The organism is Bariatricus sp. HCP28S3_F11 (assembly GCF_052065395.1).
Classification (GTDB): Bacteria; Bacillota; Clostridia; order Lachnospirales; family Lachnospiraceae; genus Allocoprococcus.
The window spans coordinates 20,460-41,134 of the sequence record NZ_JBQHUC010000028.1; the positions used below are offsets into that span (position 1 = coordinate 20,460).

Genomic DNA, 20,675 nt, shown 5'->3' on the forward strand with positions numbered 1-20,675 from the left:
ATATTCTTCTGCCGCCTTTGTCATAGAAAGGAGCAGCTATGCAGTATTTAAGCATTGATATCGAAACATACTCCAGCGTGAATCTGCAGAAAGCCGGAGTTTATAAATATGCCGAGAGTCCTGACTTCGAAATCCTGCTGTTCGGTTACAGTGTGGATGGCGGAGCAGTTCATGTCATAGACCTTGCCTGCGGCGAAAAGATTCCTGCGGAGATTGTGGATGCCTTGTCGGATGAATCGGTTATCAAGTGGGCATTCAACGCACAGTTTGAGCGTGTATGCCTGTCGAATTATCTTGATACCTGGCTTTCCCCTGACAGCTGGCACTGCACGATGGTGTGGTCGGCAACACTCGGATTGCCTTTGTCCTTGGAAGGAGTAGGAGCAGTTCTGGGACTGGAGAAGCAGAAACTGACCGAGGGAAAGCATCTCATCAAATACTTCTGTGTTCCCTGCGCCCCTACCAAGACCAATGGCGGCAGAACCAGAAATCTTCCTCAGCACGATATGGAAAAGTGGGAGCAGTTCAAGGCATATAACCTGCGTGATGTGGAAACCGAGATGAGCATCCAGAAGAAACTGTCCCGTTTCCCTGTTCCCGATACCATCTGGGATGAATACCATCTCGACCAGGAAATCAATGACCGCGGCATCGGTCTGGATATGACGCTTGTGGAGCAGGCTATTGCCATCGACAGCATCAGCCGTAAAAGTCTCACACAGCAGATTCAAAATCTGACCGACCTTGACAATCCCAACTCTGTGGCACAGATGAAAGGATGGCTTTCGGATAACGGACTGGAGATGGATACCCTTGGCAAGAAGGCTGTGGCAGAAACACTCAAGACTGCACCAAAGCATCTGGCAAATGTCCTTTCCCTCCGTCAGCAGCTTGCCAAGAGCAGCGTGAAGAAATTCACCGCCATGCGGACTGCTGTGTGCAAGGATTCCAGGGCAAGAGGAATGTTCCAGTATTACGGTGCCAACCGAACCGGACGATTTGCCGGGCGCATCATCCAGCTGCAGAATCTTCCGCAGAATCATATGTCAGACCTTGAAGCTGCCAGGGCACTTGTCCGAAGCGGGAACTACGATGCCCTGGAACTTTTGTATGACGATATCCCGGATACGCTGTCGCAGCTGATCCGTACAGCATTCGTTCCCCAGGATGGCAGGAAATTCATCGTGGCAGATTTCTCTGCAATCGAAGCGAGAGTCCTTGCCTGGCTTGCAGGTGAGAAATGGAGAATGCAGGTATTCGCCGATGGCAAGGACATTTACTGCAGCTCGGCATCGCAGATGTTTGGTGTCCCGGTAGAAAAACATGGCATCAATGGTCATCTCCGCCAGAAGGGTAAGATTGCGGAACTGGCACTTGGTTACGGCGGTTCGGTCGGTGCGCTCAAAAGTATGGGTGCTTTGGAGATGGGACTTACAGAAGAGGAGCTTCAGCCGCTGGTGAACGCATGGAGAAATGCCAACCCGATGATAACGGCTCTGTGGTGGGATATCGACAGAGCGGTGAAGACCACGGTCAGAGAACACATTCCAACTGAGGTGGCAGGACTGAAGTTTATCTATGAGAGTGGATTCCTTTTCATGAGACTTCCTTCCGGCAGACGGCTTGCCTATGTGAAGCCACGCATGGGTATCAACCAGTTCGGCAGTGAGTCCGTAACTTATGAAGGCGTGGGTGCTACAAAAAAGTGGGAGCGTCTTGAAAGCTATGGCCCGAAGTTTTGTGAGAATGCTATCCAGGCAATCGCAAGGGATATTCTCATGTATGCCATGCAAACACTCCGCAACTGCAGTATCGTTGCCCATGTCCATGATGAACTGATCATCGAAGCGGACAGTCGCATGAGCCTCAGTGCAGTCTGTGAGCAGATGGGCAGAACACCTCCCTGGGCGAAAGGACTGCTTCTCCGTGCTGACGGATACGAATGTGATTTTTATAAAAAAGACTGATTTTAGGGGGTTCGATTCATTCGGATTCTTCGCATATAGGCAGAAGGAAGTGTCCTTCTGTCTATTTCATTTTTTAGGAGGATTCGCTATGGACGAATTAATCAGAATCAATTACGACAGTGAGCGCCCTACTGTGAACGGACGTGATTTGCATGAGGCTTTGCAGGTGAAGACCGCATACAAGGACTGGTTTCCAAGAATGTGCGAGTACGGCTTTGTGGAAGGCAGAGACTTCTGCTCATTTTTGAGCGAAAGTTCTGGCGGACGTCCGGCAGTAAACCATCGGCTTACCATCGACATGGCAAAGCAACTCTGCATGATTCAGCGCACTGACATCGGCAGAAAGTTCCGTCAGTACTTCATCCAGGTGGAAGAGGCATGGAACTCCCCGGAGGCCATTATGGCAAGGGCACTGCAGTTTGCCAATCAGCAGCTGGCACTTTTATCACAGCAGAACATGGCTCTTACAGAAACCGTGGCTATTCAGAATCAGCAGATCACAGAGATGAAACCGAAGGTCAGCTACTACGATGTGGTGCTGAATTGCAAAGACCTTATTTCTACATCTGCTATTGCCAAGGATTACGGCAAGTCTGCCATCTGGATGAACCGATATCTCCACGAAAAGGGTGTGCAGTTTAAGCAGGGTGACATCTGGCTTTTATATCAGCGTTATGCCCGAGAGGGTTATACCAGCACCAAGACTCATACCTATCCCGGTACGAATGGTGAAACGCATACGAAGGTGCATACCTACTGGACACAGAAAGGCAGACTCTTCATTTACGAACTGATGAAATCAGACGGTTATATGCCTCTGATCGAAATGGAGGTGTAAGCCGTGAACATCGATAAGTTCAATTCAGAAGGTTACTATGACCCGACAAGTTATGAGGCTATGACCAATGTGGCAAAGGCGGACAAGCAGTCCACTTTTCGCCCGCTGGTTTATATCTGTTCTCCGTTTTCCGGTGATACGGAATACAACAGCAATCAGGCAAGGAAGTACAGCCGTTTTGCTTACGAGCAGAATACGATTCCGGTGACACCGCATCTTTTGTATCCGCAGTTCATGGATGATGAAAATCCAAAAGAACGTGCCGATGCCATGCGTTTCAACTATGTGCTGCTTGGCAAGTGCAATGAACTGTGGGTGTTCGGTGATGTGATATCCAAGGGCATGGCACATGAGATCAGTATCGCAAAAAAGAGACAGCAGACCATCAGATGGTTTGACAGAAACTGCAAGGAGGTTAACCATGATTGATTTTACCCTTTATACCGCAAACTGCTGCGGTGACAGTTCCAACTGCGTGTATCCCAATAAGGCTCACATTACGGACTCGGCATCTTTCGTGGCTGCCATCAAGCAGGATCATGTGTGTGCTGCTTATAAGAACAACTACCGCAGCAATGACAATTTCCTTGAAACGGATGCCCTTCCGATGGACTGCGACAATGACCACTCCGATGATCCGAAAGACTGGATCTATCCCTTGGATGTGGTGATGGCATTCCCGGATGTATCCTTACTTGTCAGCTATAGCCGTAACAACATGAAGGTGAAAAACGGCAAGGCGGCAAGACCAAAGTTCCATGTGTATTTCCCTATCCCGACCATGACGGATGGAAAAGCCTATGCGGAACTGAAGAAACGCATCCAGGAGTTCTTCCCGTATTTTGATGCGGATGCTCTGGGTGAGGCTCGTTTCCTTTACGGCACCGATTCACCGGACATTGAAGTATATGACGGAGCAGGTAATGTAGCTGACTTTATTGACCGCGATGAGTTCGCAGACTTTGATGCCAGTACGGAAGAAATCAGTGAAGGCAGCAGAAACAGCACCATGAGCCATATCGCAGGAAAACTTATCAAGAGATACGGTGCAACGGATGAAGCTCATGCCCTGTTTATGAAAACAGCGGAAAAGTGCAATCCACCTCTGGCTGATTCCGAACTGGATAAGATCTGGCACTCTGCCACCAAGTTCGGTACCAAGGTATCCAGGCAGGAAGGCTATATCGATCCTAAGGTCTATAACTCTGACTGCGTGTTAAAGCCGGAGGATTTCTCCGATGTGGGACAGGCCACGGTACTCGCAAGAGAGTACAAAGGAAAACTTCGCTTTTCGCCTGCTACCGATTACATGGTCTACAACGGCAGCTTTTGGGAAGAAACCGCACCGAAATCCCAGGGCATCTCCCAGGAACTGACGGAGCGTCAGCTGGAAGAGGCTGAAGCAGAGATCAAGAAAGCAATGGATGAGATGAACAAGAACGGTGCGATGGAGATCCTTGTGGCAATGGGTCCGAAGAAGGCAGCGAATGCCTTCAACCGTCAGCAGGCACATTCTTTTGAGATGTATGAGAATGCACTGAATTACAAGAAGTATGCCATCAAGCGCCGTGACTCCAAATACATCGCATCTGCCTTAAAAGAGGCAAGACCGATGCTTGAGATTGAGCAAAAGTTTCTGGATGCGGATGAATTTCTGCTGAACTGTCCGTCCGGTACGATAGACCTTCGTAAGGACACCCGCAGTTTGCGTGACCATGACCCGGAAGACTTCATTACCAAGCAGACCGCTGTTGACCCCGGAAAAGACGGAGCGGATATCTGGCAGGATGCTCTGAACACCTTCTTCCAGAACGATGCTGCCCTTATTGACTATGTCCAGAAAATCGTAGGTCTGTCCGCAGTGGGCAAGGTCTATGTAGAGGCACTTATCATTGCCTACGGTGAAGGCCGAAACGGCAAGTCTACCTTCTGGAATGTGGTGTCGAGAGTCCTTGGCACCTATAGCGGAAATATCTCTGCGGATATGCTGACGGTCGGATGCCGCAGAAATGTAAAACCGGAACTTGCCGAGGCAAAAGGTAAAAGACTGCTCATTGCTGCTGAATTGGAAGAAGGCATGAGACTTAACACATCCAATGTAAAGCAGCTCTGCTCCACGGATGAAATCTATGCAGAGAAGAAATACAAAGACCCGTTCTCCTATGTTCCTACCCATACGCTTGTGCTTTATACCAACCACCTGCCCAAGGTCGGTGCAATTGATAAGGGTACCTGGCGAAGACTCATCGTGATTCCCTTCGGTGCAAAGATCGAGGGCAGTTCGGATATCAAGAACTATGCCGACTATCTGTTTGAGAAGGCCGGCGGTGCGATTCTCTCCTGGGTGATTGAGGGTGCAAAGAAGGTTATTGCGGATGACTTCCATATTGCTGCGCCCAAGAAAGTTCAGGAGGCTATCGATGCCTATAAGGAAAACAATGACTGGATGAGTGCGTTTTTAAACGAACGCTGCGAGATTGATGATACCGCCGTGGTCAAGTCGGGAGAACTTTACAACGAGTACCGTTCCTTCTGCTTACAGGTGGGTGAGTATGTTCGCAGTTCCGCAGATTTCTATACCGCTGTTGAGTCCTTCGGTTTTGAACGGTTCAGAAACAGAAACGGCAGATTTGTCAAAGGCTTAAAGCTGAAAACTGAGTTTGAATAAGCCTTATACCGGTATGTGTGACACCTTATGCTACCTATCTTACTAACTTTTCTAAAAAGCCTAAAAAAACAGATATATAGAAAAGTATAGAAAATACCCTGCATAAGGCGGCACACATACCAATATTAAGCCGTGATGGAGGTGCGGAATATGCGTGAAAAAGAAGTTGAGCAGGCCCTTGTCCGCTCCGTCAGGAAAGCGGGTGGGCTATGCATGAAGTTTACCTGTCCGGGCATGGACGGTGTGCCGGACAGACTGGTACTTCTCCCTTTTGGGAAGTGTGCCTTTGTAGAATTAAAGGCTCCCGGTAAAAAACCGAGGCCTTTACAGATACGAAGAATGAAACAGATTACCGCTCTTGGTATTTCCTGCTATGTGATTGATGCTAAGGAGCAGATAGGAGGTGTAATTGATGCAATATCATCCTCATGATTATCAGACATATGCGACCAATTTCATATTGGAACACCCGGTGGCGGCAGTGCTTTTAGAAATGGGACTTGGGAAGAGTGTCTGCACCCTGACTGCTATCTATGAATTGATGTTGAACCGCTTTGAAGTGGAAAGCGTTCTGGTCATTGCACCTCTTCGAGTAGCAAGAGATACATGGCCTGCGGAGATTGAAAAATGGGATCACTTAAAAGGTCTTACCTACTCGGTGGTCATCGGTACAGAGGCTGAAAGGATAGCTGCCTTAAACAGACCCGCCCATATCTATCTCATCAACCGAGAAAATGTGGACTGGCTCATTTCAAAGAGTGGTGTGCCCTTTGATTTCGATATGGTGGTCATTGATGAACTTTCCTCATTCAAATCTTACTCAGCCAAACGATTCAAGAGTCTGCTGAAAGTAAGACCAAGGATAAAAAGGATGGTGGGACTTACGGGTACGCCATCCAGCAACGGACTTATGGATCTGTGGGCAGAATTTCGAATACTTGATATGGGTCAAAGGCTCGGCCGGTACATAACGAACTATCGCAATATGTTCTTTGTGCCGGATAAGCGAAATCAGCAGATGATTTTTTCCTATAAGCCAAAACCGGGAGCGGAGAAACTCATCTACCAACTGATTTCGGATATTACGATTTCCATGAAGTCGGCAGATTTTCTGAAAATGCCGGAATGTGTGATAAACGAAGTCCCTGTGGTGCTTTCTGAAAAAGAAAGAAGTATTTATGAGAAAATGCGTGATGAGATGGTCATTTCCCTGGAAGAGGAAGAAATCGATGCGGTGAATGCAGCGGCTCTTTCCGGAAAACTTCTGCAGATGGCAAACGGTGCTGTCTATACCGAGGATAAGGAAATCGTGAATATCCACGACCGCAAACTGGATGCCCTGGAGGACCTCATCGAAGGCGCAAACGGCAAACCTATTCTGATTGCTTATTGGTATAACCACGATTTGCAGAGAATCAAGGAACGGTTTAAGGTTCGTGAGATAAAGACATCTCAGGATATCAAGGATTGGAATGATAGTGAGATACCTGTTGCTGTGATACATCCTGCGAGTGCAGGACATGGACTGAACCTCCAAAGCGGTGGCAGCACCCTTGTGTGGTTTGGACTTACCTGGTCTTTGGAACTGTATCAGCAGACCAATGCCAGACTCCACCGCCAGGGTCAGACGGAAACAGTGGTCATACACCACATCATTGCAAAGGACACCATCGATGAAGATGTGATGAAAGCACTTCGTAGAAAAGAGAAAACACAGTCCGACCTTATCGATGCTGTCAAAGCAAGGCTTCGGAGGTGATGCTTATGGCTGACCCTTATGAAAACCTTGCAAATGCCATTATTACAACAGCTGCCAAGGACTATATGGCAGCGTTAAAGATACTGAAAAAATCACCCGCAAATGTAAATGCCAAAAGTACCGTGACTGAGTGTGAGCGTTTCTTTCGTTCCTCCTGGTATGCGGCACTTACAAGCGTGGATAGTGAATTCCTTATACGAAGACTGAGAGAGGAGGCTTTGAAAAAATGACCGCAAAGGAATATTTAAGACAGGCCTACCGCCTGAACGAGAGAATCAACTCCCATATCGAGGAACTGGAAAACCTGCGTGACCTTTCCACCCGCATCCAGGGAGTCAGCTACGGAGAACATATTCCTTCTCCCAACAGACCAACGGATGCTCCTTTCACAAAGGTGCTGTTTAAGATTATGGAATACCAGGAGAAAATCAATCATGAGATTGACACCCTTGTTGACCTCAAGGCAGAGATGGAAGATGCTATCGAGAAACTGTCCAATGTGGATGAACGTCTTCTTCTCCGTTATAGATACCTGGATAACCATTCGTGGGAAGAAATCGGTGTGCTGTTAAATGCGTCTGTACGCACCGTGCATCGTATTCATTCTTCTGCACTGCAGAACTTTTCTGTGCCGGACTGAAAGTTGGCACACTTTGGCAGAGAATGGCACAGTCCTTATAGGTATAATGGTAGTATAGAAAACTGTATGATGAACGAAGCCTCAAGGGAGAAATCCCCTGGGGCTTTTGCTTTACCCGGACGGAGGTGAGGACAGTGCCGAGAAGGCCGAAACGACCATGTTCACATCCCGGCTGTCCCAACCTGACTGATGGCAGGTTCTGCGAGGAACACCAGAAGGAAGAGAACAAACGATACGAGCGCTATGACCGTGACCCCGCCATCAAACGCAGGTATGGACGAGCATGGAAAAGAATCAGGGACAGCTATGCTGCAAGCCATCCGATGTGTGAGGAGTGCTTGAAGAACGGTATCTATGTACCGACCGAAGAGATCCACCACAAGCTGCCGTTATCTCAAGGCGGCACTCATGACAGAGAGAATCTCATTGCACTTTGCAAGTCCTGTCATGCAAGAATCCACGCCAAGAGTGGTGACAGATGGCACAACAACTGCCCCCAGGGGCGGTAAAAATCTCTACGCATTAAGGTCCCGGGGAACGGCGCGAGGGTCACACGCGCAAAAATTGCTATTCAAAGGGCCTATAAGGAAAGGTCCCGTGAGGAGGTGAAAAACGAGTGGCAAAAGACGGAACGATGAGAGGCGGTGCAAGACCCGGTAGCGGGCCAAAACGCAAGGCTCTGACAGAGAAAATCTCTGCGGGCAAGACTGCTACCGTCATTGACCTGCCGGATGCGTCCGAACTCACGGGTGTGGATATGCCTCCTGTGAAGGACTATATGAAAGCAAAGCAAAAAAGCGGGACAGATCTGTGTGCGGAAGAAATCTTTCAGGAAACATGGAACTGGCTTAAGAAGGTGGGATGCACCGAATATGTGAATACGCTGCTGATCAATCAGTATGCCATGAGCGTTGCAAGACAGATTCAATGCGAACAGGCAATTTCGGAATATGGTTTCCTGGCAAAGCACCCTACGACCGGGGCGGCTTGTCAGAGTCCGTATGTGTCCATGCTTCAGCAGTTCACAAAACAGGCAAACCAGTCCTGGTATCAGATTTACCAGATTGTTAAGGAGAACTGCTCCATCGAGTACACGGGAGCAACTCCGCAGGATGATGTAATGGAGCGCTTGCTGCGCGCCCGGAAAGGACACTGACTATGATTGAAAAAGTAAATCCATGCCACCCTGATAAAGTGGCAGACAGAATCGCAGGCGCAATCGTTGACCTGGCGTATAAAACAGAAAAAGATCCGAAGATTGCCGTTGAGGTACTCATCGGACACGGTGTCTGCTATGTAATTGTAGAAACAAGTGCAGACATTTTTGCAGAACAGATTAAAAGAATTGTACATCGTATTGCCGGACAGATGGCTGTTGTTTCTGATATCAAACCCCAGGATAAACACCTGGCAGATAATCAGGCGGATGGTTTCCGCTGCGGAGATAACGGCATCTTCAAGGGTATGCCCTTGACGGATGAGGAGAAGAAACTCTCTGCAATCGCAAGGGATATCTACAAAGCCTATCCCTGTGATGGTAAGTACATCATGGATGGCGAGAGACTCATCATCTGCCAGAGCAATGCAAAGACGAAAGAACTTCGAAACAAGTATCCGGGGGCAGACATCAATCCTATCGGGGATTGGACTGGCGGCACGGATGTTGATACCGGGGCAACTAACAGAAAGCTTGGCTCAGATATGGCACAGTCCGTCACAGGCGGCGGTTTGCATGGTAAAGACCTATCCAAGGCGGATGTATCCGTAAATATCCACGCATTTTTGAAGGCGCAGAAAACAGGTCAGCCTGTGGTGCTTTCCTGTGCTATCGGTGATGATATCGTGGACGGAGTTCCTTATTCCGAAATCGTGGAAGAAGCAAGAGAGTATATCAACTCCCTGGGTGGATTTGAGAAATTTGCGGAATGGGGGTTGTTCTGATGGCAAAAACGACTACGGAGATGCAGCTTGTTCCGCTCTCCAAATTAGTACCCTATATCAATAATGCAAGAACCCACTCCCCGGAGCAGATCACAAAGCTTCGTTCCTCCCTGCGTGAGTTCGGTTTTGTAAATCCCGTTATCATCGACCGTGACTATGGCATCATTGCCGGACACGGCAGAGTGATGGCTGCCAAGGAAGAAGGCATCGAGGAAGTTCCTTGCGTGTTTGTGGATTACCTTACCGAAGCACAGAAAAAAGCCTACATCATTGCGGACAACCGATTTGCCCAGGACGCAGGTTGGGATGAGGAACTCTTGAGAATCGAGATAGAAGCCTTGCAGGGCATGGATTTCGATGTGGGGCTGACAGGCTTTAACGATGATGAGATTGCTGATCTTTTCGCCGGAGATGATAAGTCTGAGGCAGAAGACGATGATTTCGATTTGTCCGCAGCACTTGAGAAAGCATCCTTTGTACAGCGTGGGGATATCTGGACAGTTGGCAGGCACCGTCTTATGTGCGGTGATGCCACATCCGCCGAAGATGTAGCCGCTCTTATGGACGGTAAGAAAGCAAACCTCATCGTAACAGATCCGCCTTACAATGTGGCCTTTGAAAGTTCCGATGGTCTTTCCATTAAGAACGATAAGATGGCAAACGATAAGTTCTATGAATTCCTGCTTTCGGCATTTCAGAACATGGCGGCAAACCTGGAAAAAGGCGGTGCAGCCTATGTGTTCCATGCCGATACGGAAGGACTTAATTTCCGCAAGGCATTTGTAGATGCAGGTTTCCATCTTGCCGGATGCTGCATCTGGGTGAAAAACAGTCTGGTGCTCGGACGCTCCGATTACCAATGGCAGCATGAACCCGTCCTGTACGGTTTCCTTCAGAACGGCAAGCATTACTGGAGCAAGAACGCAGGAAGAAACCAGACTACTATCTGGAATTTTGACAAGCCGAAGAAGAACAAGAACCATCCGACTTCAAAGCCCCTTGATCTCCTGGCATATCCCATTGGCAACTCCAGTCAGGAAAATGCAATCGTCATTGACACCTTTGGAGGCAGCGGTTCTACCCTGATGGCCTGTGAGCAGACCAATCGCATCTGCCACACGATGGAACTGGATGAGAAGTATGCATCTGTTATCTTACGCAGATTCGTGGGAGACGGCGGTGACCCTGACAGCGTATATGTGATCCGAAACGGAGAGAAATATATGTACTCCGACCTTGTAAAAGAGGTGGAGGCAGCAAATGAATAATGACAGATTGACCCTCGGCAGCCTGTTTGACGGCTCCGGGGGTTTTCCTTTGGGCGGTGTGCTTTGCGGTATTGAGCCTGTGTTTGCATCGGAGGTCGAGCCTTTTCCAATTAGGGTGACCACAAAGCGTTTTCCCAATATGAAACACATGGGTGATGTAAGCAAGCTTGACGGAGCAAGCCTTCCTCCTGTTGATATCATCACTTTCGGAAGTCCGTGCCAGGATATGTCTGTGGCCGGCAAGAGAGCGGGTTTGGATGGCAGCCGTTCCAATCTTTTCTATGAAGCCATCCGAATCGTAAAGGAAATGAGGTGTGCAACCAATGGAAAATATCCAAGATTTATCGTCTGGGAAAATGTCACCGGTGCCTTCTCCTCAAACAAGGGTGCAGACTTCAAAGCGGTCCTTGAGTCCGTATGTTCAGTCAAAGCCGATTCCGTTTCTATCCCTGTCCCTCCGAAAGGCAAATGGACAGGAGCAGGACACATTGATGTGGCAGATGGATTCGATATTGCCTGGCGAACAGTCGATGCTCAGTATTGGGGAGTACCCCAGAGAAGAAGACGTATCTATCTTGTCGCAGATTTTAGTGGCGGATGCGCCGGAAAAATACTATTTGAGTCAGAAGGCTTGTCTGGGTATCCTCCGCAGGGCTTCTGCCCGTGGAAAGGAACTGCCGGAACTTTTGAAGAGAGCCTTGGAGAGACAGGCAGCACAATCTGCTTAAATGACCAGGGCGGCAATCGCATGGATGTGACGGAAGATGTGACCTGCACCCTTCGTGCCGAGAGCCATCATCCTCCGCTTGTGTTTGAGAACCACTCACAGGACAGCCGATACACAGGCCCCCTTGATGTGGCACAAACCGTGCTTTCCACATTTGGAACCGGCGGCAATAATCAGCCCTTTGTGGTGCAGACACCGAAAACGCTGAAGATCCGTTCCGGCTGTGAAGGCGGTGGGAAAGGCGCACTCATCCAGGAGAACCTTTCCGCTACGCTTTCCTGCAACAATGACCAGACTGTTTTCGTTCCTGTTGCATATGGCATCTGTGCCAAGGACAGCAACTCCATGCGTTCAGACAATCCCAAGAGCGGATTCTATGAGGCGGATACCTCAAGATGTCTTGACCAGAACGGCGGCAATCCAAACTGCAATCAGGGCGGCATTGCTGTGGTTTCCGTACAGGGTTCTATGATTGGAAGAAAGGACGAGAACGGTCCCCAGGGCAATGGAATCAATGAAGATGTCAGCTTTACCTTAAATACCATCGACCGCCATGCCGTTGCCTATGGCATCGACAGAGCAGCCTTCAACCAGGGCAAAAACGCACAGTACGGATTTGCTGTGGAGGAAGAAACGCAGCCTACGATGGTGGCAAAAGGTCCCGGTGCAGTAGAAGCACCGACCTTTTCCAGCAGCAAGGCATCCTTCTTTACTTCTGCCGAGGAAGAACTGGCAAACACCTTGGTGGCAACAGACTGGAAAGACCCTCCCGTGGTCAACGACATGGACGCAGACCTTGAGTATATCGTCCGCCGTCTTACTCCGACCGAGTGTGCCAGGCTGCAGGGGTTTCCCGACTGGTGGTGTGATGGTCTTGGTACAAAAGTGCCGTCCGAAGAGGAATTGCAGACATGGATGGACATCTTTGAAACCTGGCGTCTGATCGAGGGGAAGTCCTCCAAGCCGAAGACGAAAAAGCAGGTCTTCAAATGGCTGCAGAACCCCCATTCCGATTCTGCGGAATATAAGATGTGGGGCAACGGCGTAGCCCTTCCCAACGTTTGCTTTGTGCTTTCCGGCATCGTGTACTATAGCCAGAATCCTCCTGAAAATTAAGGCAATTATCTCTACAGAATTACTGAGATTATACTTGCTATTACAGCCATTCAGAGTGATATATGTAGTACCAAATTAAAGGAGGTACATTCAATGGAATTACATTTTAACGCTACAAAGGAAAGCAGAAAAGCAATGGTCGAAGCCATCAGCAAGGAACTTGGAATCAAGGCGAAATACCTGGGTGTTCCAAGCTGTGCTTACCAGGTCGGAGATTACCACATCGAAAAAGACGGCACCTTGATTTTCGAGAACGAAAACATCGAGGAAAGTTCTAAAATCATCAATGCCTGCGTGATGGTAACGGGAGTCACACCTTCCGAATGGGAGAAAAACACAGAGCCGGAAGAAACGGCAGAAATTGCCGAACCCGCAGAGAGCGAAAGCACAGGTCTTACGGTTTCCCTTCCCCTGGATAAGGTGATGGTCGGAAACCTCACAAGACTTCTGGAGGTCAAGGGGCAACTGATCAAGAAGGCACTTGGCATCAGCAAACTACCGATTGAGGTCGGTGAGGATACCATTTCCTTCCCCTGGTTTTCCAAACTGCCGGATGCAGATACCGCAAGAGCCTACACCAACTTCATTGCAGCCCTTTGCAAAATGAGCAAGGAGCAGAAACGAATCACCGCCAGCGAAAAGGAAGTGGAAAATGAAAAGTATGCATTCCGCTGTTTCCTTTTGAGACTCGGATTTATCGGTGCGGAATACAAAACCGACCGCAAGATTCTGCTTCAGAACCTTTCCGGCTCTTCCGCATTCAAGAGCGGTGCAAAGAAAGGCGGTGAGGAGGCATGATGTTCCCTGCAAGAGCAATCGTAGAGCGAATCAAGAAAGAGTATCCGAAAGGCTGCCGTGTGGAACTCATTCACATGGATGACCCATACAGAACGATGCCGATTGGACTTAAAGGTACAGTCAGTTGTGTGGATGATACCGGAACGATTCATGTAGACTGGGACAATGGCTGCCACCTTGGTGTGGTGTATGGCGAAGACAGCTGCAGGAGGGTCGCTCATGAAGATTAAAGATCAGATCCTTGCAGTCCGGGACACAGGACTTACCAATATGTTCGATACCCGTGCGGTGCAGGTCATTGCAAACGAGATGGGATTCTACGAACTGGTCATCTTCCTGGAAGAACACAAGAAAGAATATGTACAGTTCATTCTCTGCGGAGAGGACGGTGTTCTCGATGTGGAATGAAGGAACGATAGGAATCCCGGGAAAGGACGGCGGCTATACGGCAGCCCACTACTGGGTCAAGCATTATGAAGAGCCGAGTGAGTTTGGCATCAATGGAGGCAGGATTTCCAAGCTGATGATTAAGATAAACGGTGTAGTTACCGCTAACTATGACAGAGGATGGGACATCAAGCCAGATGAAGACTTACCGACACAGATGGCTTATTGCATCCTCTTAAACGAATACAACTAATTTTCCGAACTGAATATTCAGCAGGACGGTCCCAACAAGGGGCTGTTCCTCGTATACGGCAGTCGCAGTAATGCGGCTATTTTTTATGCCAAAGAAAGGAGTGACGGCACTTGCGGAAACTGAAAAAGTACAAATCCACGAAGTTCATGGCGAAGGATTCCCACTATGATGCGGATGCCGCTGACTTTGCTGTGGCATTCATTGAGAGCCTTTGCCATACCAAAGGCACTTGGGCGGGCAAGCCATTTGAACTTATCGACTGGCAGGAGCAGATCATCCGAGACATTTTCGGAACGCTCAAGCCAAACGGATACAGGCAGTTTAATACCGCCTATATTGAGATACCCAAGAAACAGGGCAAGTCGGAACTTGCGGCTGCGGTGGCGCTTCTGCTTACCTGCGGTGACGGAGAGGAACGAGCGGAAGTATATGGCTGTGCAGCCGACCGACAGCAGGCATCCATCGTATTTGAGGTTGCCGCCGACATGGTTAGAATGTGTCCGGCACTATCCAAACGAGTCAAGATTCTTGCCTCGCAGAAACGAATCATCTATATGCCGACCAACAGCTTCTACCAGGTACTTTCCGCAGAAGCCTACAGTAAGCACGGCTTTAACATCCACGGTGTTGTGTTCGATGAGCTGCATACCCAGCCGAACCGAAAGCTGTTTGATGTCATGACCAAGGGTTCGGGTGATGCCCGTATGCAGCCACTGTACTTCTTAATCACTACAGCCGGAACGGATACCAATTCCATCTGTTATGAAACCCATCAGAAAGCCAAGGACATTCTGGAAGGCAGAAAGATCGACCCTACCTTTTACCCTGTTATCTACGGAGCGGATGAGAGTGATGACTGGACTGACCCAAAGGTATGGAAGAAAGCAAATCCATCCCTGGGCATTACGGTCGGCATCGACAAAGTAAAGGCAGCCTGTGATTCTGCCAAGCAGAACCCCGGCGAGGAGAATTCCTTCCGACAGCTGAGACTGAATCAGTGGGTGAAACAGGCAGTTCGCTGGATGCCGATGGAGAAATGGGATAAATGCTCCTTTGCCGTGAGTGAAGATGATCTGGAAGGCCGTGTATGCTACGGCGGACTTGACCTTTCCAGTACAACAGATATCACGGCATTCGTTCTGGTATTCCCGCCACTGGATGAAGAGGACAAGTTCTGCATCCTTCCATACTTCTGGATACCGGAAGAAACTCTGGAACTGCGAGTCCGAAGGGATCATGTTCCCTACGATGTTTGGAAACGGCAGGGGTATCTGCAGACTACGGAGGGCAATGTAGTCCACTACGGATATATTGAGCGGTTCATTGAAAAACTTGGTGAACGTTTCAATATCCGTGAGATTGCATTTGACCGCTGGGGTGCTGTTCAGATGGTACAGAACCTGGAAGGCATGGGATTTACGGTAGTACCTTTCGGGCAGGGCTTTAAGGATATGTCACCGCCTACCAAGGAACTGATGAAGCTGACCTTGGAACAGAAACTTGCCCACGGCGGACACCCGGTTCTTCGGTGGATGATGGATAACATTTATATCCGAACAGATCCCGCTGGAAACATCAAGGCGGATAAAGAGAAATCTACAGAAAAGATAGACGGAGCGGTAGCAACCATCATGGCACTTGACAGAGCCATCCGCTGCGGTAACCAAGTCACGGAAAGCGTCTATGACCACCGTGGCATTTTGTTTATTTAGAAAGGTTGGTGAAGCATATGGGACTATTTGATGTTCTATTTCGGTCAAGGGATAAGCCTGTGACCGACAGCATAAACGGCAGCGGATACCGATTCCTGTTCGGCGGCAGTACCTCCGGCAAGCGGGTCAATGAACGCTCTGCCATGCAGATGACGGCAGTGTATTCCTGCGTAAGGATTCTGTCCGAGGCGGTAGCGGGACTTCCGCTTCATCTGTATCGGTACAACAAGGACGGCGGTAAGGAAAAAGCTATTGAGCATCCACTGTACTTCCTATTGCATGATGAGCCAAATCCGGAAATGACATCCTTTGTGTTCCGGGAAACCCTTATGACGCATCTTTTGCTTTGGGGCAACGGGTACGCACAGATCATCCGAAACGGCAAAGGCGAAGTGGTAGCACTTTACCCTCTGATGCCGGACAGGATGACCGTAGACCGTGATGACAAAGGAAGGCTCTACTATGAATATCGGGTATCCGATTCCGATGCACCTACGATGAAAGATGGCACGGTAAGGCTCAAGCCTTCCGATGTGCTGCATATTCCCGGTCTTGGCTTTGACGGACTGGTTGGATATTCGCCAATCGCAATGGCGAAAAATGCTATAGGACTTGCCATCGCAACAGAGGAGTACGGTGCTAAGTTCTTTGCAAATGGAGCAACTCCGGGTGGCCTTTTGGAATATCCCGGAACAGTCAAGAACCCGGATGCCGTAAGAGAGTCCTGGGAGAAAGGGTTTTCTCAGAACAACTCCCACAAAATTGCCGTCCTTGAGGAAGGCATGAAATACACACCGATTTCCATCTCTCCGAACGAAGCACAGTTCTTGGAGACACGGAAATTCCAGATCAATGAAATTGCCCGAATTTTCAGAGTGCCTCCGCATATGGTCGGTGACCTTGAAAAATCGAGCTTTTCTAATATTGAGCAGCAGTCACTCGAATTTGTGAAGTACACGCTTGAACCCTGGCTTATGCGCTGGGAACAGGCTATGGCGAGAGCCTTATTCACACAGGAAGAGAAGACTGCTTTTTTCATCAAGTTCAATGTGGATGGACTTCTGCGCGGTGACTATGCAAGCCGTATGTCCGGCTATGCCACTGCAAGACAGAACGGCTGGATGAGCGCCAACGATATCCGTGAACTTGAGAACCTTGACCGCATCCCCGCTGAACTTGGCGGAGATCTGTACCTCATCAACGGCAATATGACAAAGCTTGAAGATGCAGGTCTGTTTGCAAATAAGAAATCTGACGGAGAGGAGGAAAAATCCGATGAAGAAGTTCTGGAACTGGAAGAGTCAGACCGTGACGAACCAGGAAACGAAGGAACAGACGGTGGAGAGAACACTGTTCCTAAACGGCACCATAGCAGAAGAGAGCTGGTTTGATGATGATGTCACACCGCAGCTTTTCCGTGATGAGTTAAATGCCGGGAGCGGAGACATCACGGTATGGATCAACAGTCCGGGCGGTGACTGCGTAGCGGCTGCCCAAATCTACAACATGCTGATGAACTACAAAGGCAATGTGACCATCAAGATCGATGGTATCGCAGCCAGTGCCGCAAGCGTTATCGCAATGGCAGGCACAAAAGTAATCATGTCCCCGGTTTCCATGATGATGATCCATAACCCGGCAACGGCGGCTTTCGGTGATTCTGCTGATATGCAGAAAGCCATCGCAATGCTTGATGAGGTGAAGGAGTCCATCATCAATGCCTATGAGATCAAGACGGGACTTAGCCGTGCCAAGCTGTCTCACCTCATGGATGCCGAAACCTGGATGGATGCCAATTCCGCAGTTGAGATGGGATTCGCTGATGAAATCATGCAGAGAAATGTTTCTGACAACATCGAAGTCCCAAAGGTCAGCATGGTGTTCTCCCAGGCTGCCGTGACCAATTCCCTTATGGACAAGCTGTCTGCAAAATGCCGCATTCAGCCAAAGTCCGAACCCACAAACAAAGTATCTGCCGACTCCCTGATGGAGCGGTTAAATCTGATGAAAAATTGGAGGTAAATTACAATGAGCAAGATTTTAGAAATGCGTGAGAATCGCAAAAAGGCATGGGAGGCTGCAAAGGCCTTCGTAGAAACCAAGCGTGACAAGGACGGTCTGCTTTCCGAGGAGGATGCAAAGACCTACGCTGAGATGGAAAAGAAGGTGCAGGCATACGCTGCGGAGATTGAGCGTATGGAGCAGATGGAGGCTATGGAGGCGGAAATGAACCGTCCCGTAAATACTCCTATCGTGACCAAGCCTGTGTCCGATAAGCAGATGCCCGAAAAGAAAGGCCGTGCAGCGGATGCCTATAAGGCAGCCATGCTGGATGCACTTCGTTCCGGCTTCAAGCGTGTGAGCAATGTTCTGCAGGAAGGTGTAGACACCGATGGCGGTTACCTTGTTCCCGAAGAGTACGACAACAGACTCATTGATGTTCTGGATGAAGAGAACATCATGCGTAAACTGGGTACTCGCATTACCACTTCCGGCGAACACAAAATCAACATCGCAGCTACCAAACCTGCCGCATCCTGGATTGAGGAAGGTGGTGCATTGTCTTTCGGTGATGCCACTTTTGAACAGATCCTTATGGATGCCCACAAGCTTCATGTTGCCATCAAGGTGACTGAGGAGCTTCTGTATGACAATGCTTTCGGCTTGGAGAATTACATCATCACCCAGTTCGGTAAGGCACTCGCCAATGCCGAAGAGGATGCGTTCTTAAACGGTGACGGTGTGGGCAAGCCTCTCGGTCTGTTCGCTGCATCCGGCGGCGGTCATATTGCAGAGACTCTTACTGCGGCTGTTAAGGCAGACGATATCATCAACCTGGTATATGCCCTTAAGCGTCCTTACCGCAAGAATGCTTCTTTCATTATGAATGACAAGAATATTGCGGCTATCCGTAAGCTGAAGGACAACAACGGTGCCTATATCTGGCAGCCTTCCGCACAGGCTGGTGAGCCTGACCGTCTCTTTGGTTATCCTGTTCATACTTCTGCGTATGCACCGGAAGATGCCATCGCATTCGGTGACTACAAGTATTACAACATCGGTGACCGTGGCACCCGTTCCTTCAAGCAGCTGACTGAACTTTTCGCCGGAAACGGCATGATCGGCTATGTTGCCAAGGAACGTGTGGACGGCAAGCTTATCCTCCCAGAAGCTGTCCAGATTCTGAAACTTAAGAGCGAGTAATCGAATTCATCACGGGGTCACTCTCTTCGGAGGGTGACTCCTGATTTTATGGGAGGTAGATATTTCGATGACAATTACATTAGAAGAAATGAAGAACTACCTCCGGGTAGACTTCGAGGATGATGACAGGCTGATTGAAGGACTGATCCGTTCCGGGCAGAAGATGTGCATGGATATCCTGCGAACTGATGACCCTGCGGTATTGGAAAACCCCGATGCCAGGGCGGCTATCCTCTATGCGGCTGCGTATCAGTACGAACACCGTGAGGAGGCTGACTATCATGCGCTGATGCTTTCCCTTCGTGCCATGCTCTTTGGTGACCGCAAGGAGGTGTTCTGATGAAGATTGACCTTTTAAATGTCCGTATTTTCATTTCCAAAAGCGAAGTGGTCACAGATAAAATCGGTAACCACAAGAATGAATGGAAACCATACTACACCTGCTATGCCACGGTTTCTGCAGAAGCCGGAAAAGAAATGACCCAGGTGGGCATGGTGGTGGATGATTCTTCGGTGGACTTTACCATCCGTTATTGTGAAAAGGCAAAGGCTATCAACACCACAAAATACCGAGTGGAGTTTAATGGTGAACTCTACAACATAGAGGGCGTTGACCATATGAACTACAAGAAGAAATCCATCAAGCTGAAGTGCCGGAAAGTGAGGCGGTAAGGATGGCATCAAACAAAGTGAGGATTGACTCTATAGCTGCTGCAATTATGGAGGGGCTTCAGGAGTATGCAGAACTTGCCACAGATGATGTAAAAAAGGCGGTCAAAAAAGCCGGGACGGAAGTCAGAAAACAGATATCGGAAACTGCGCCGCAGAAATCCGGCAAGTACGCCAAGTCCTGGACGGTAAAGACCACGAAGGAAACATCCAATGCCCTGGAGGTGACTGTTCATTCCAGAAACCGCTATCAGCTGGCACATCTTCTGGAACATGGCCATGCCAAGCGTGGCGGTGGCAGAGTTTCGGCAAGGCCGCATATCGCAGCCGCTGAAGAGGCAGGCATTAGAAAACTGGAGGAAGAAATCGAAAGGAGTCTGAAATGAAAAGGATTGCAGAACTAATTAAAAGCATGGGACTTCCTTTCGCCTATGACCATTTTGCGGAGAGCGAATCTCCTGCTCCTCCGTTTATCTGTTACCTCACACCGGGCAGTGACAACTTCGCTGCAGACGGCAGAGCGTATTACAAGATCAATATTGTAAATATCGAACTGTACACCGATACCAAGGACCCATCGGTGGAGCAGAAGGTTGAGTCGGTGCTGGATGCAAACGGTGTTGGACAGCGAATTGAGGGAGACGCAAACGACAAATTATTTTTCCGTCCTTTAAAGAATCGACCGCGCAGTCTGGGAGCTAATGGCAGATTGACAGCGATAATACGGC

The 20,675-nt window shown here is 49.1% G+C and carries 24 protein-coding genes and 1 pseudogene; all 25 read left to right on the forward strand.

Going from position 1 to position 20,675, the window contains the following annotated elements; genetic code table 11:
• Nucleotides 1–38 precede the first annotated feature (38 nt).
• Nucleotides 39–1,967 (forward strand): DNA polymerase, encoded by a 1,929-nt coding sequence (locus ACTNBR_RS12235; RefSeq protein ID WP_441018440.1) that lies wholly within the window; start codon nucleotides 39–41, stop codon nucleotides 1,965–1,967.
• A gap of 88 nt (nucleotides 1,968–2,055) precedes the next feature.
• Nucleotides 2,056–2,805 (forward strand): phage antirepressor KilAC domain-containing protein, encoded by a 750-nt coding sequence (locus tag ACTNBR_RS12240; RefSeq protein ID WP_441018438.1) that lies wholly within the window; start codon nucleotides 2,056–2,058, stop codon nucleotides 2,803–2,805.
• A 3-nt stretch (nucleotides 2,806–2,808) separates the two neighbouring features.
• A complete protein-coding gene (locus ACTNBR_RS12245) occupies nucleotides 2,809–3,234 on the forward strand; it encodes a DUF7768 domain-containing protein (protein WP_441018436.1) in 426 nt (141 codons plus the stop codon).
• Nucleotides 3,227–5,473, forward strand: a complete 2,247-nt coding sequence (locus ACTNBR_RS12250; RefSeq protein WP_441018434.1) for a phage/plasmid primase, P4 family — start codon at nucleotides 3,227–3,229, stop codon at nucleotides 5,471–5,473. The genes ACTNBR_RS12245 and ACTNBR_RS12250 overlap by 8 nt, the downstream gene beginning before the upstream one ends.
• Nucleotides 5,474–5,623: 150 nt before the next feature.
• Nucleotides 5,624–5,905 carry a VRR-NUC domain-containing protein gene (locus tag ACTNBR_RS12255; protein ID WP_441018432.1) on the forward strand — a complete coding sequence of 94 codons (282 nt, stop codon included), beginning with the start codon at nucleotides 5,624–5,626 and terminating at the stop codon, nucleotides 5,903–5,905.
• Complete coding sequence (locus tag ACTNBR_RS12260) at nucleotides 5,886–7,232, forward strand: SNF2-related protein (protein WP_441018430.1); 1,347 nt, start codon at nucleotides 5,886–5,888, stop codon at nucleotides 7,230–7,232. Before ACTNBR_RS12255 ends, ACTNBR_RS12260 begins: the two co-directional genes overlap by 20 nt.
• Nucleotides 7,233–7,237: 5 nt before the next feature.
• Nucleotides 7,238–7,462: a hypothetical protein gene (locus tag ACTNBR_RS12265; protein ID WP_441018428.1), complete on the forward strand. Its 225-nt coding sequence runs from the start codon at nucleotides 7,238–7,240 to the stop codon at nucleotides 7,460–7,462.
• Complete coding sequence (locus ACTNBR_RS12270; RefSeq protein ID WP_441018426.1) at nucleotides 7,459–7,872, forward strand: sigma factor-like helix-turn-helix DNA-binding protein; 414 nt, start codon at nucleotides 7,459–7,461, stop codon at nucleotides 7,870–7,872. The genes ACTNBR_RS12265 and ACTNBR_RS12270 overlap by 4 nt, the downstream gene beginning before the upstream one ends.
• 134 nt (nucleotides 7,873–8,006) lie before the next feature.
• On the forward strand, nucleotides 8,007–8,381 hold the full coding sequence (locus ACTNBR_RS12275; RefSeq protein ID WP_441018424.1) for an HNH endonuclease: 375 nt from the start codon (nucleotides 8,007–8,009) through the stop codon (nucleotides 8,379–8,381).
• A 107-nt stretch (nucleotides 8,382–8,488) separates the two neighbouring features.
• Nucleotides 8,489–9,028: a P27 family phage terminase small subunit gene (locus tag ACTNBR_RS12280; RefSeq protein WP_278826195.1), complete on the forward strand. Its 540-nt coding sequence runs from the start codon at nucleotides 8,489–8,491 to the stop codon at nucleotides 9,026–9,028.
• Between the two features lie 2 nt (nucleotides 9,029–9,030).
• Entirely contained in the window at nucleotides 9,031–9,813 is a 783-nt protein-coding gene (locus ACTNBR_RS12285; protein WP_441018422.1) for an S-adenosylmethionine synthetase N-terminal domain-containing protein, read from the forward strand.
• Nucleotides 9,813–11,081 (forward strand): site-specific DNA-methyltransferase, encoded by a 1,269-nt coding sequence (locus ACTNBR_RS12290; RefSeq protein WP_441018420.1) that lies wholly within the window; start codon nucleotides 9,813–9,815, stop codon nucleotides 11,079–11,081. Before ACTNBR_RS12285 ends, ACTNBR_RS12290 begins: the two co-directional genes overlap by 1 nt.
• A complete protein-coding gene (locus ACTNBR_RS12295) occupies nucleotides 11,074–12,924 on the forward strand; it encodes a DNA cytosine methyltransferase (RefSeq protein ID WP_441018418.1) in 1,851 nt (616 codons plus the stop codon). Before ACTNBR_RS12290 ends, ACTNBR_RS12295 begins: the two co-directional genes overlap by 8 nt.
• A 93-nt stretch (nucleotides 12,925–13,017) precedes the next feature.
• The gene (locus ACTNBR_RS12300) at nucleotides 13,018–13,722 is read left to right on the forward strand and encodes a virulence protein (protein WP_441018416.1); all 705 of its coding nucleotides are present in this window, start codon (nucleotides 13,018–13,020) and stop codon (nucleotides 13,720–13,722) included.
• Nucleotides 13,719–13,952 carry a DUF4314 domain-containing protein gene (locus ACTNBR_RS12305; RefSeq protein WP_441018414.1) on the forward strand — a complete coding sequence of 78 codons (234 nt, stop codon included), beginning with the start codon at nucleotides 13,719–13,721 and terminating at the stop codon, nucleotides 13,950–13,952. The genes ACTNBR_RS12300 and ACTNBR_RS12305 overlap by 4 nt, the downstream gene beginning before the upstream one ends.
• On the forward strand, nucleotides 13,942–14,130 hold the full coding sequence (locus tag ACTNBR_RS12310) for a DUF5049 domain-containing protein (protein ID WP_278826201.1): 189 nt from the start codon (nucleotides 13,942–13,944) through the stop codon (nucleotides 14,128–14,130). Before ACTNBR_RS12305 ends, ACTNBR_RS12310 begins: the two co-directional genes overlap by 11 nt.
• Nucleotides 14,120–14,362: a DUF7678 domain-containing protein gene (locus ACTNBR_RS12315; protein ID WP_441018412.1), complete on the forward strand. Its 243-nt coding sequence runs from the start codon at nucleotides 14,120–14,122 to the stop codon at nucleotides 14,360–14,362. Before ACTNBR_RS12310 ends, ACTNBR_RS12315 begins: the two co-directional genes overlap by 11 nt.
• 146 nt (nucleotides 14,363–14,508) lie before the next feature.
• On the forward strand, nucleotides 14,509–16,074 hold the full coding sequence (locus tag ACTNBR_RS12320; protein ID WP_441018471.1) for a terminase large subunit: 1,566 nt from the start codon (nucleotides 14,509–14,511) through the stop codon (nucleotides 16,072–16,074).
• A gap of 17 nt (nucleotides 16,075–16,091) precedes the next feature.
• On the forward strand, nucleotides 16,092–17,465 hold the full coding sequence (locus tag ACTNBR_RS12325) for a phage portal protein (protein ID WP_441018410.1): 1,374 nt from the start codon (nucleotides 16,092–16,094) through the stop codon (nucleotides 17,463–17,465).
• Nucleotides 17,350–18,096 (forward strand): head maturation protease, ClpP-related, encoded by a 747-nt coding sequence (locus ACTNBR_RS12330; RefSeq protein ID WP_441018408.1) that lies wholly within the window; start codon nucleotides 17,350–17,352, stop codon nucleotides 18,094–18,096. Before ACTNBR_RS12325 ends, ACTNBR_RS12330 begins: the two co-directional genes overlap by 116 nt.
• Before the next feature lie 6 nt (nucleotides 18,097–18,102).
• Complete coding sequence (locus ACTNBR_RS12335; protein ID WP_441018406.1) at nucleotides 18,103–19,278, forward strand: phage major capsid protein; 1,176 nt, start codon at nucleotides 18,103–18,105, stop codon at nucleotides 19,276–19,278.
• Between the two features lie 67 nt (nucleotides 19,279–19,345).
• Entirely contained in the window at nucleotides 19,346–19,618 is a 273-nt protein-coding gene (locus ACTNBR_RS12340) for a head-tail connector protein (protein WP_278826207.1), read from the forward strand.
• Nucleotides 19,618–19,950, forward strand: a complete 333-nt coding sequence (locus tag ACTNBR_RS12345) for a phage head closure protein (protein WP_441018404.1) — start codon at nucleotides 19,618–19,620, stop codon at nucleotides 19,948–19,950. Before ACTNBR_RS12340 ends, ACTNBR_RS12345 begins: the two co-directional genes overlap by 1 nt.
• Before the next feature lie 2 nt (nucleotides 19,951–19,952).
• The gene (locus ACTNBR_RS12350) at nucleotides 19,953–20,333 is read left to right on the forward strand and encodes an HK97 gp10 family phage protein (RefSeq protein ID WP_441018402.1); all 381 of its coding nucleotides are present in this window, start codon (nucleotides 19,953–19,955) and stop codon (nucleotides 20,331–20,333) included.
• A pseudogene (locus ACTNBR_RS12355) lies at nucleotides 20,330–20,569 on the forward strand (hypothetical protein); the annotation flags it as partial. The gene ACTNBR_RS12350 and the pseudogene ACTNBR_RS12355, both read left to right, overlap by 4 nt.
• Nucleotides 20,570–20,675 lie beyond the last annotated feature (106 nt).

Excerpts from the sequence above, each read along its gene's own strand:
- ACTNBR_RS12235 (WP_441018440.1), top strand. The coding sequence starts at position 39 with ATGCAGTATTTAAGCATTGATATCGAAACATACTCCAGCGTGAATCTG.
- ACTNBR_RS12240 (WP_441018438.1), top strand. The coding sequence starts at position 2,056 with ATGGACGAATTAATCAGAATCAATTACGACAGTGAGCGCCCTACTGTG.
- ACTNBR_RS12250 (WP_441018434.1), top strand. The coding sequence starts at position 3,227 with ATGATTGATTTTACCCTTTATACCGCAAACTGCTGCGGTGACAGTTCC.
- ACTNBR_RS12255 (WP_441018432.1), top strand. The coding sequence starts at position 5,624 with ATGCGTGAAAAAGAAGTTGAGCAGGCCCTTGTCCGCTCCGTCAGGAAA.
- ACTNBR_RS12260 (WP_441018430.1), top strand. The coding sequence starts at position 5,886 with ATGCAATATCATCCTCATGATTATCAGACATATGCGACCAATTTCATA.
- ACTNBR_RS12265 (WP_441018428.1), top strand. The coding sequence starts at position 7,238 with ATGGCTGACCCTTATGAAAACCTTGCAAATGCCATTATTACAACAGCT.
- ACTNBR_RS12270 (WP_441018426.1), top strand. The coding sequence starts at position 7,459 with ATGACCGCAAAGGAATATTTAAGACAGGCCTACCGCCTGAACGAGAGA.
- ACTNBR_RS12285 (WP_441018422.1), top strand. The coding sequence starts at position 9,031 with ATGATTGAAAAAGTAAATCCATGCCACCCTGATAAAGTGGCAGACAGA.
- ACTNBR_RS12290 (WP_441018420.1), top strand. The coding sequence starts at position 9,813 with ATGGCAAAAACGACTACGGAGATGCAGCTTGTTCCGCTCTCCAAATTA.
- ACTNBR_RS12295 (WP_441018418.1), top strand. The coding sequence starts at position 11,074 with ATGAATAATGACAGATTGACCCTCGGCAGCCTGTTTGACGGCTCCGGG.
- ACTNBR_RS12300 (WP_441018416.1), top strand. The coding sequence starts at position 13,018 with ATGGAATTACATTTTAACGCTACAAAGGAAAGCAGAAAAGCAATGGTC.
- ACTNBR_RS12305 (WP_441018414.1), top strand. The coding sequence starts at position 13,719 with ATGATGTTCCCTGCAAGAGCAATCGTAGAGCGAATCAAGAAAGAGTAT.
- ACTNBR_RS12310 (WP_278826201.1), top strand. The coding sequence starts at position 13,942 with ATGAAGATTAAAGATCAGATCCTTGCAGTCCGGGACACAGGACTTACC.
- ACTNBR_RS12315 (WP_441018412.1), top strand. The coding sequence starts at position 14,120 with ATGTGGAATGAAGGAACGATAGGAATCCCGGGAAAGGACGGCGGCTAT.
- ACTNBR_RS12320 (WP_441018471.1), top strand. The coding sequence starts at position 14,509 with ATGGCGAAGGATTCCCACTATGATGCGGATGCCGCTGACTTTGCTGTG.
- ACTNBR_RS12325 (WP_441018410.1), top strand. The coding sequence starts at position 16,092 with ATGGGACTATTTGATGTTCTATTTCGGTCAAGGGATAAGCCTGTGACC.
- ACTNBR_RS12330 (WP_441018408.1), top strand. The coding sequence starts at position 17,350 with ATGAAGAAGTTCTGGAACTGGAAGAGTCAGACCGTGACGAACCAGGAA.
- ACTNBR_RS12335 (WP_441018406.1), top strand. The coding sequence starts at position 18,103 with ATGAGCAAGATTTTAGAAATGCGTGAGAATCGCAAAAAGGCATGGGAG.
- ACTNBR_RS12340 (WP_278826207.1), top strand. The coding sequence starts at position 19,346 with ATGACAATTACATTAGAAGAAATGAAGAACTACCTCCGGGTAGACTTC.
- ACTNBR_RS12345 (WP_441018404.1), top strand. The coding sequence starts at position 19,618 with ATGAAGATTGACCTTTTAAATGTCCGTATTTTCATTTCCAAAAGCGAA.
- ACTNBR_RS12350 (WP_441018402.1), top strand. The coding sequence starts at position 19,953 with ATGGCATCAAACAAAGTGAGGATTGACTCTATAGCTGCTGCAATTATG.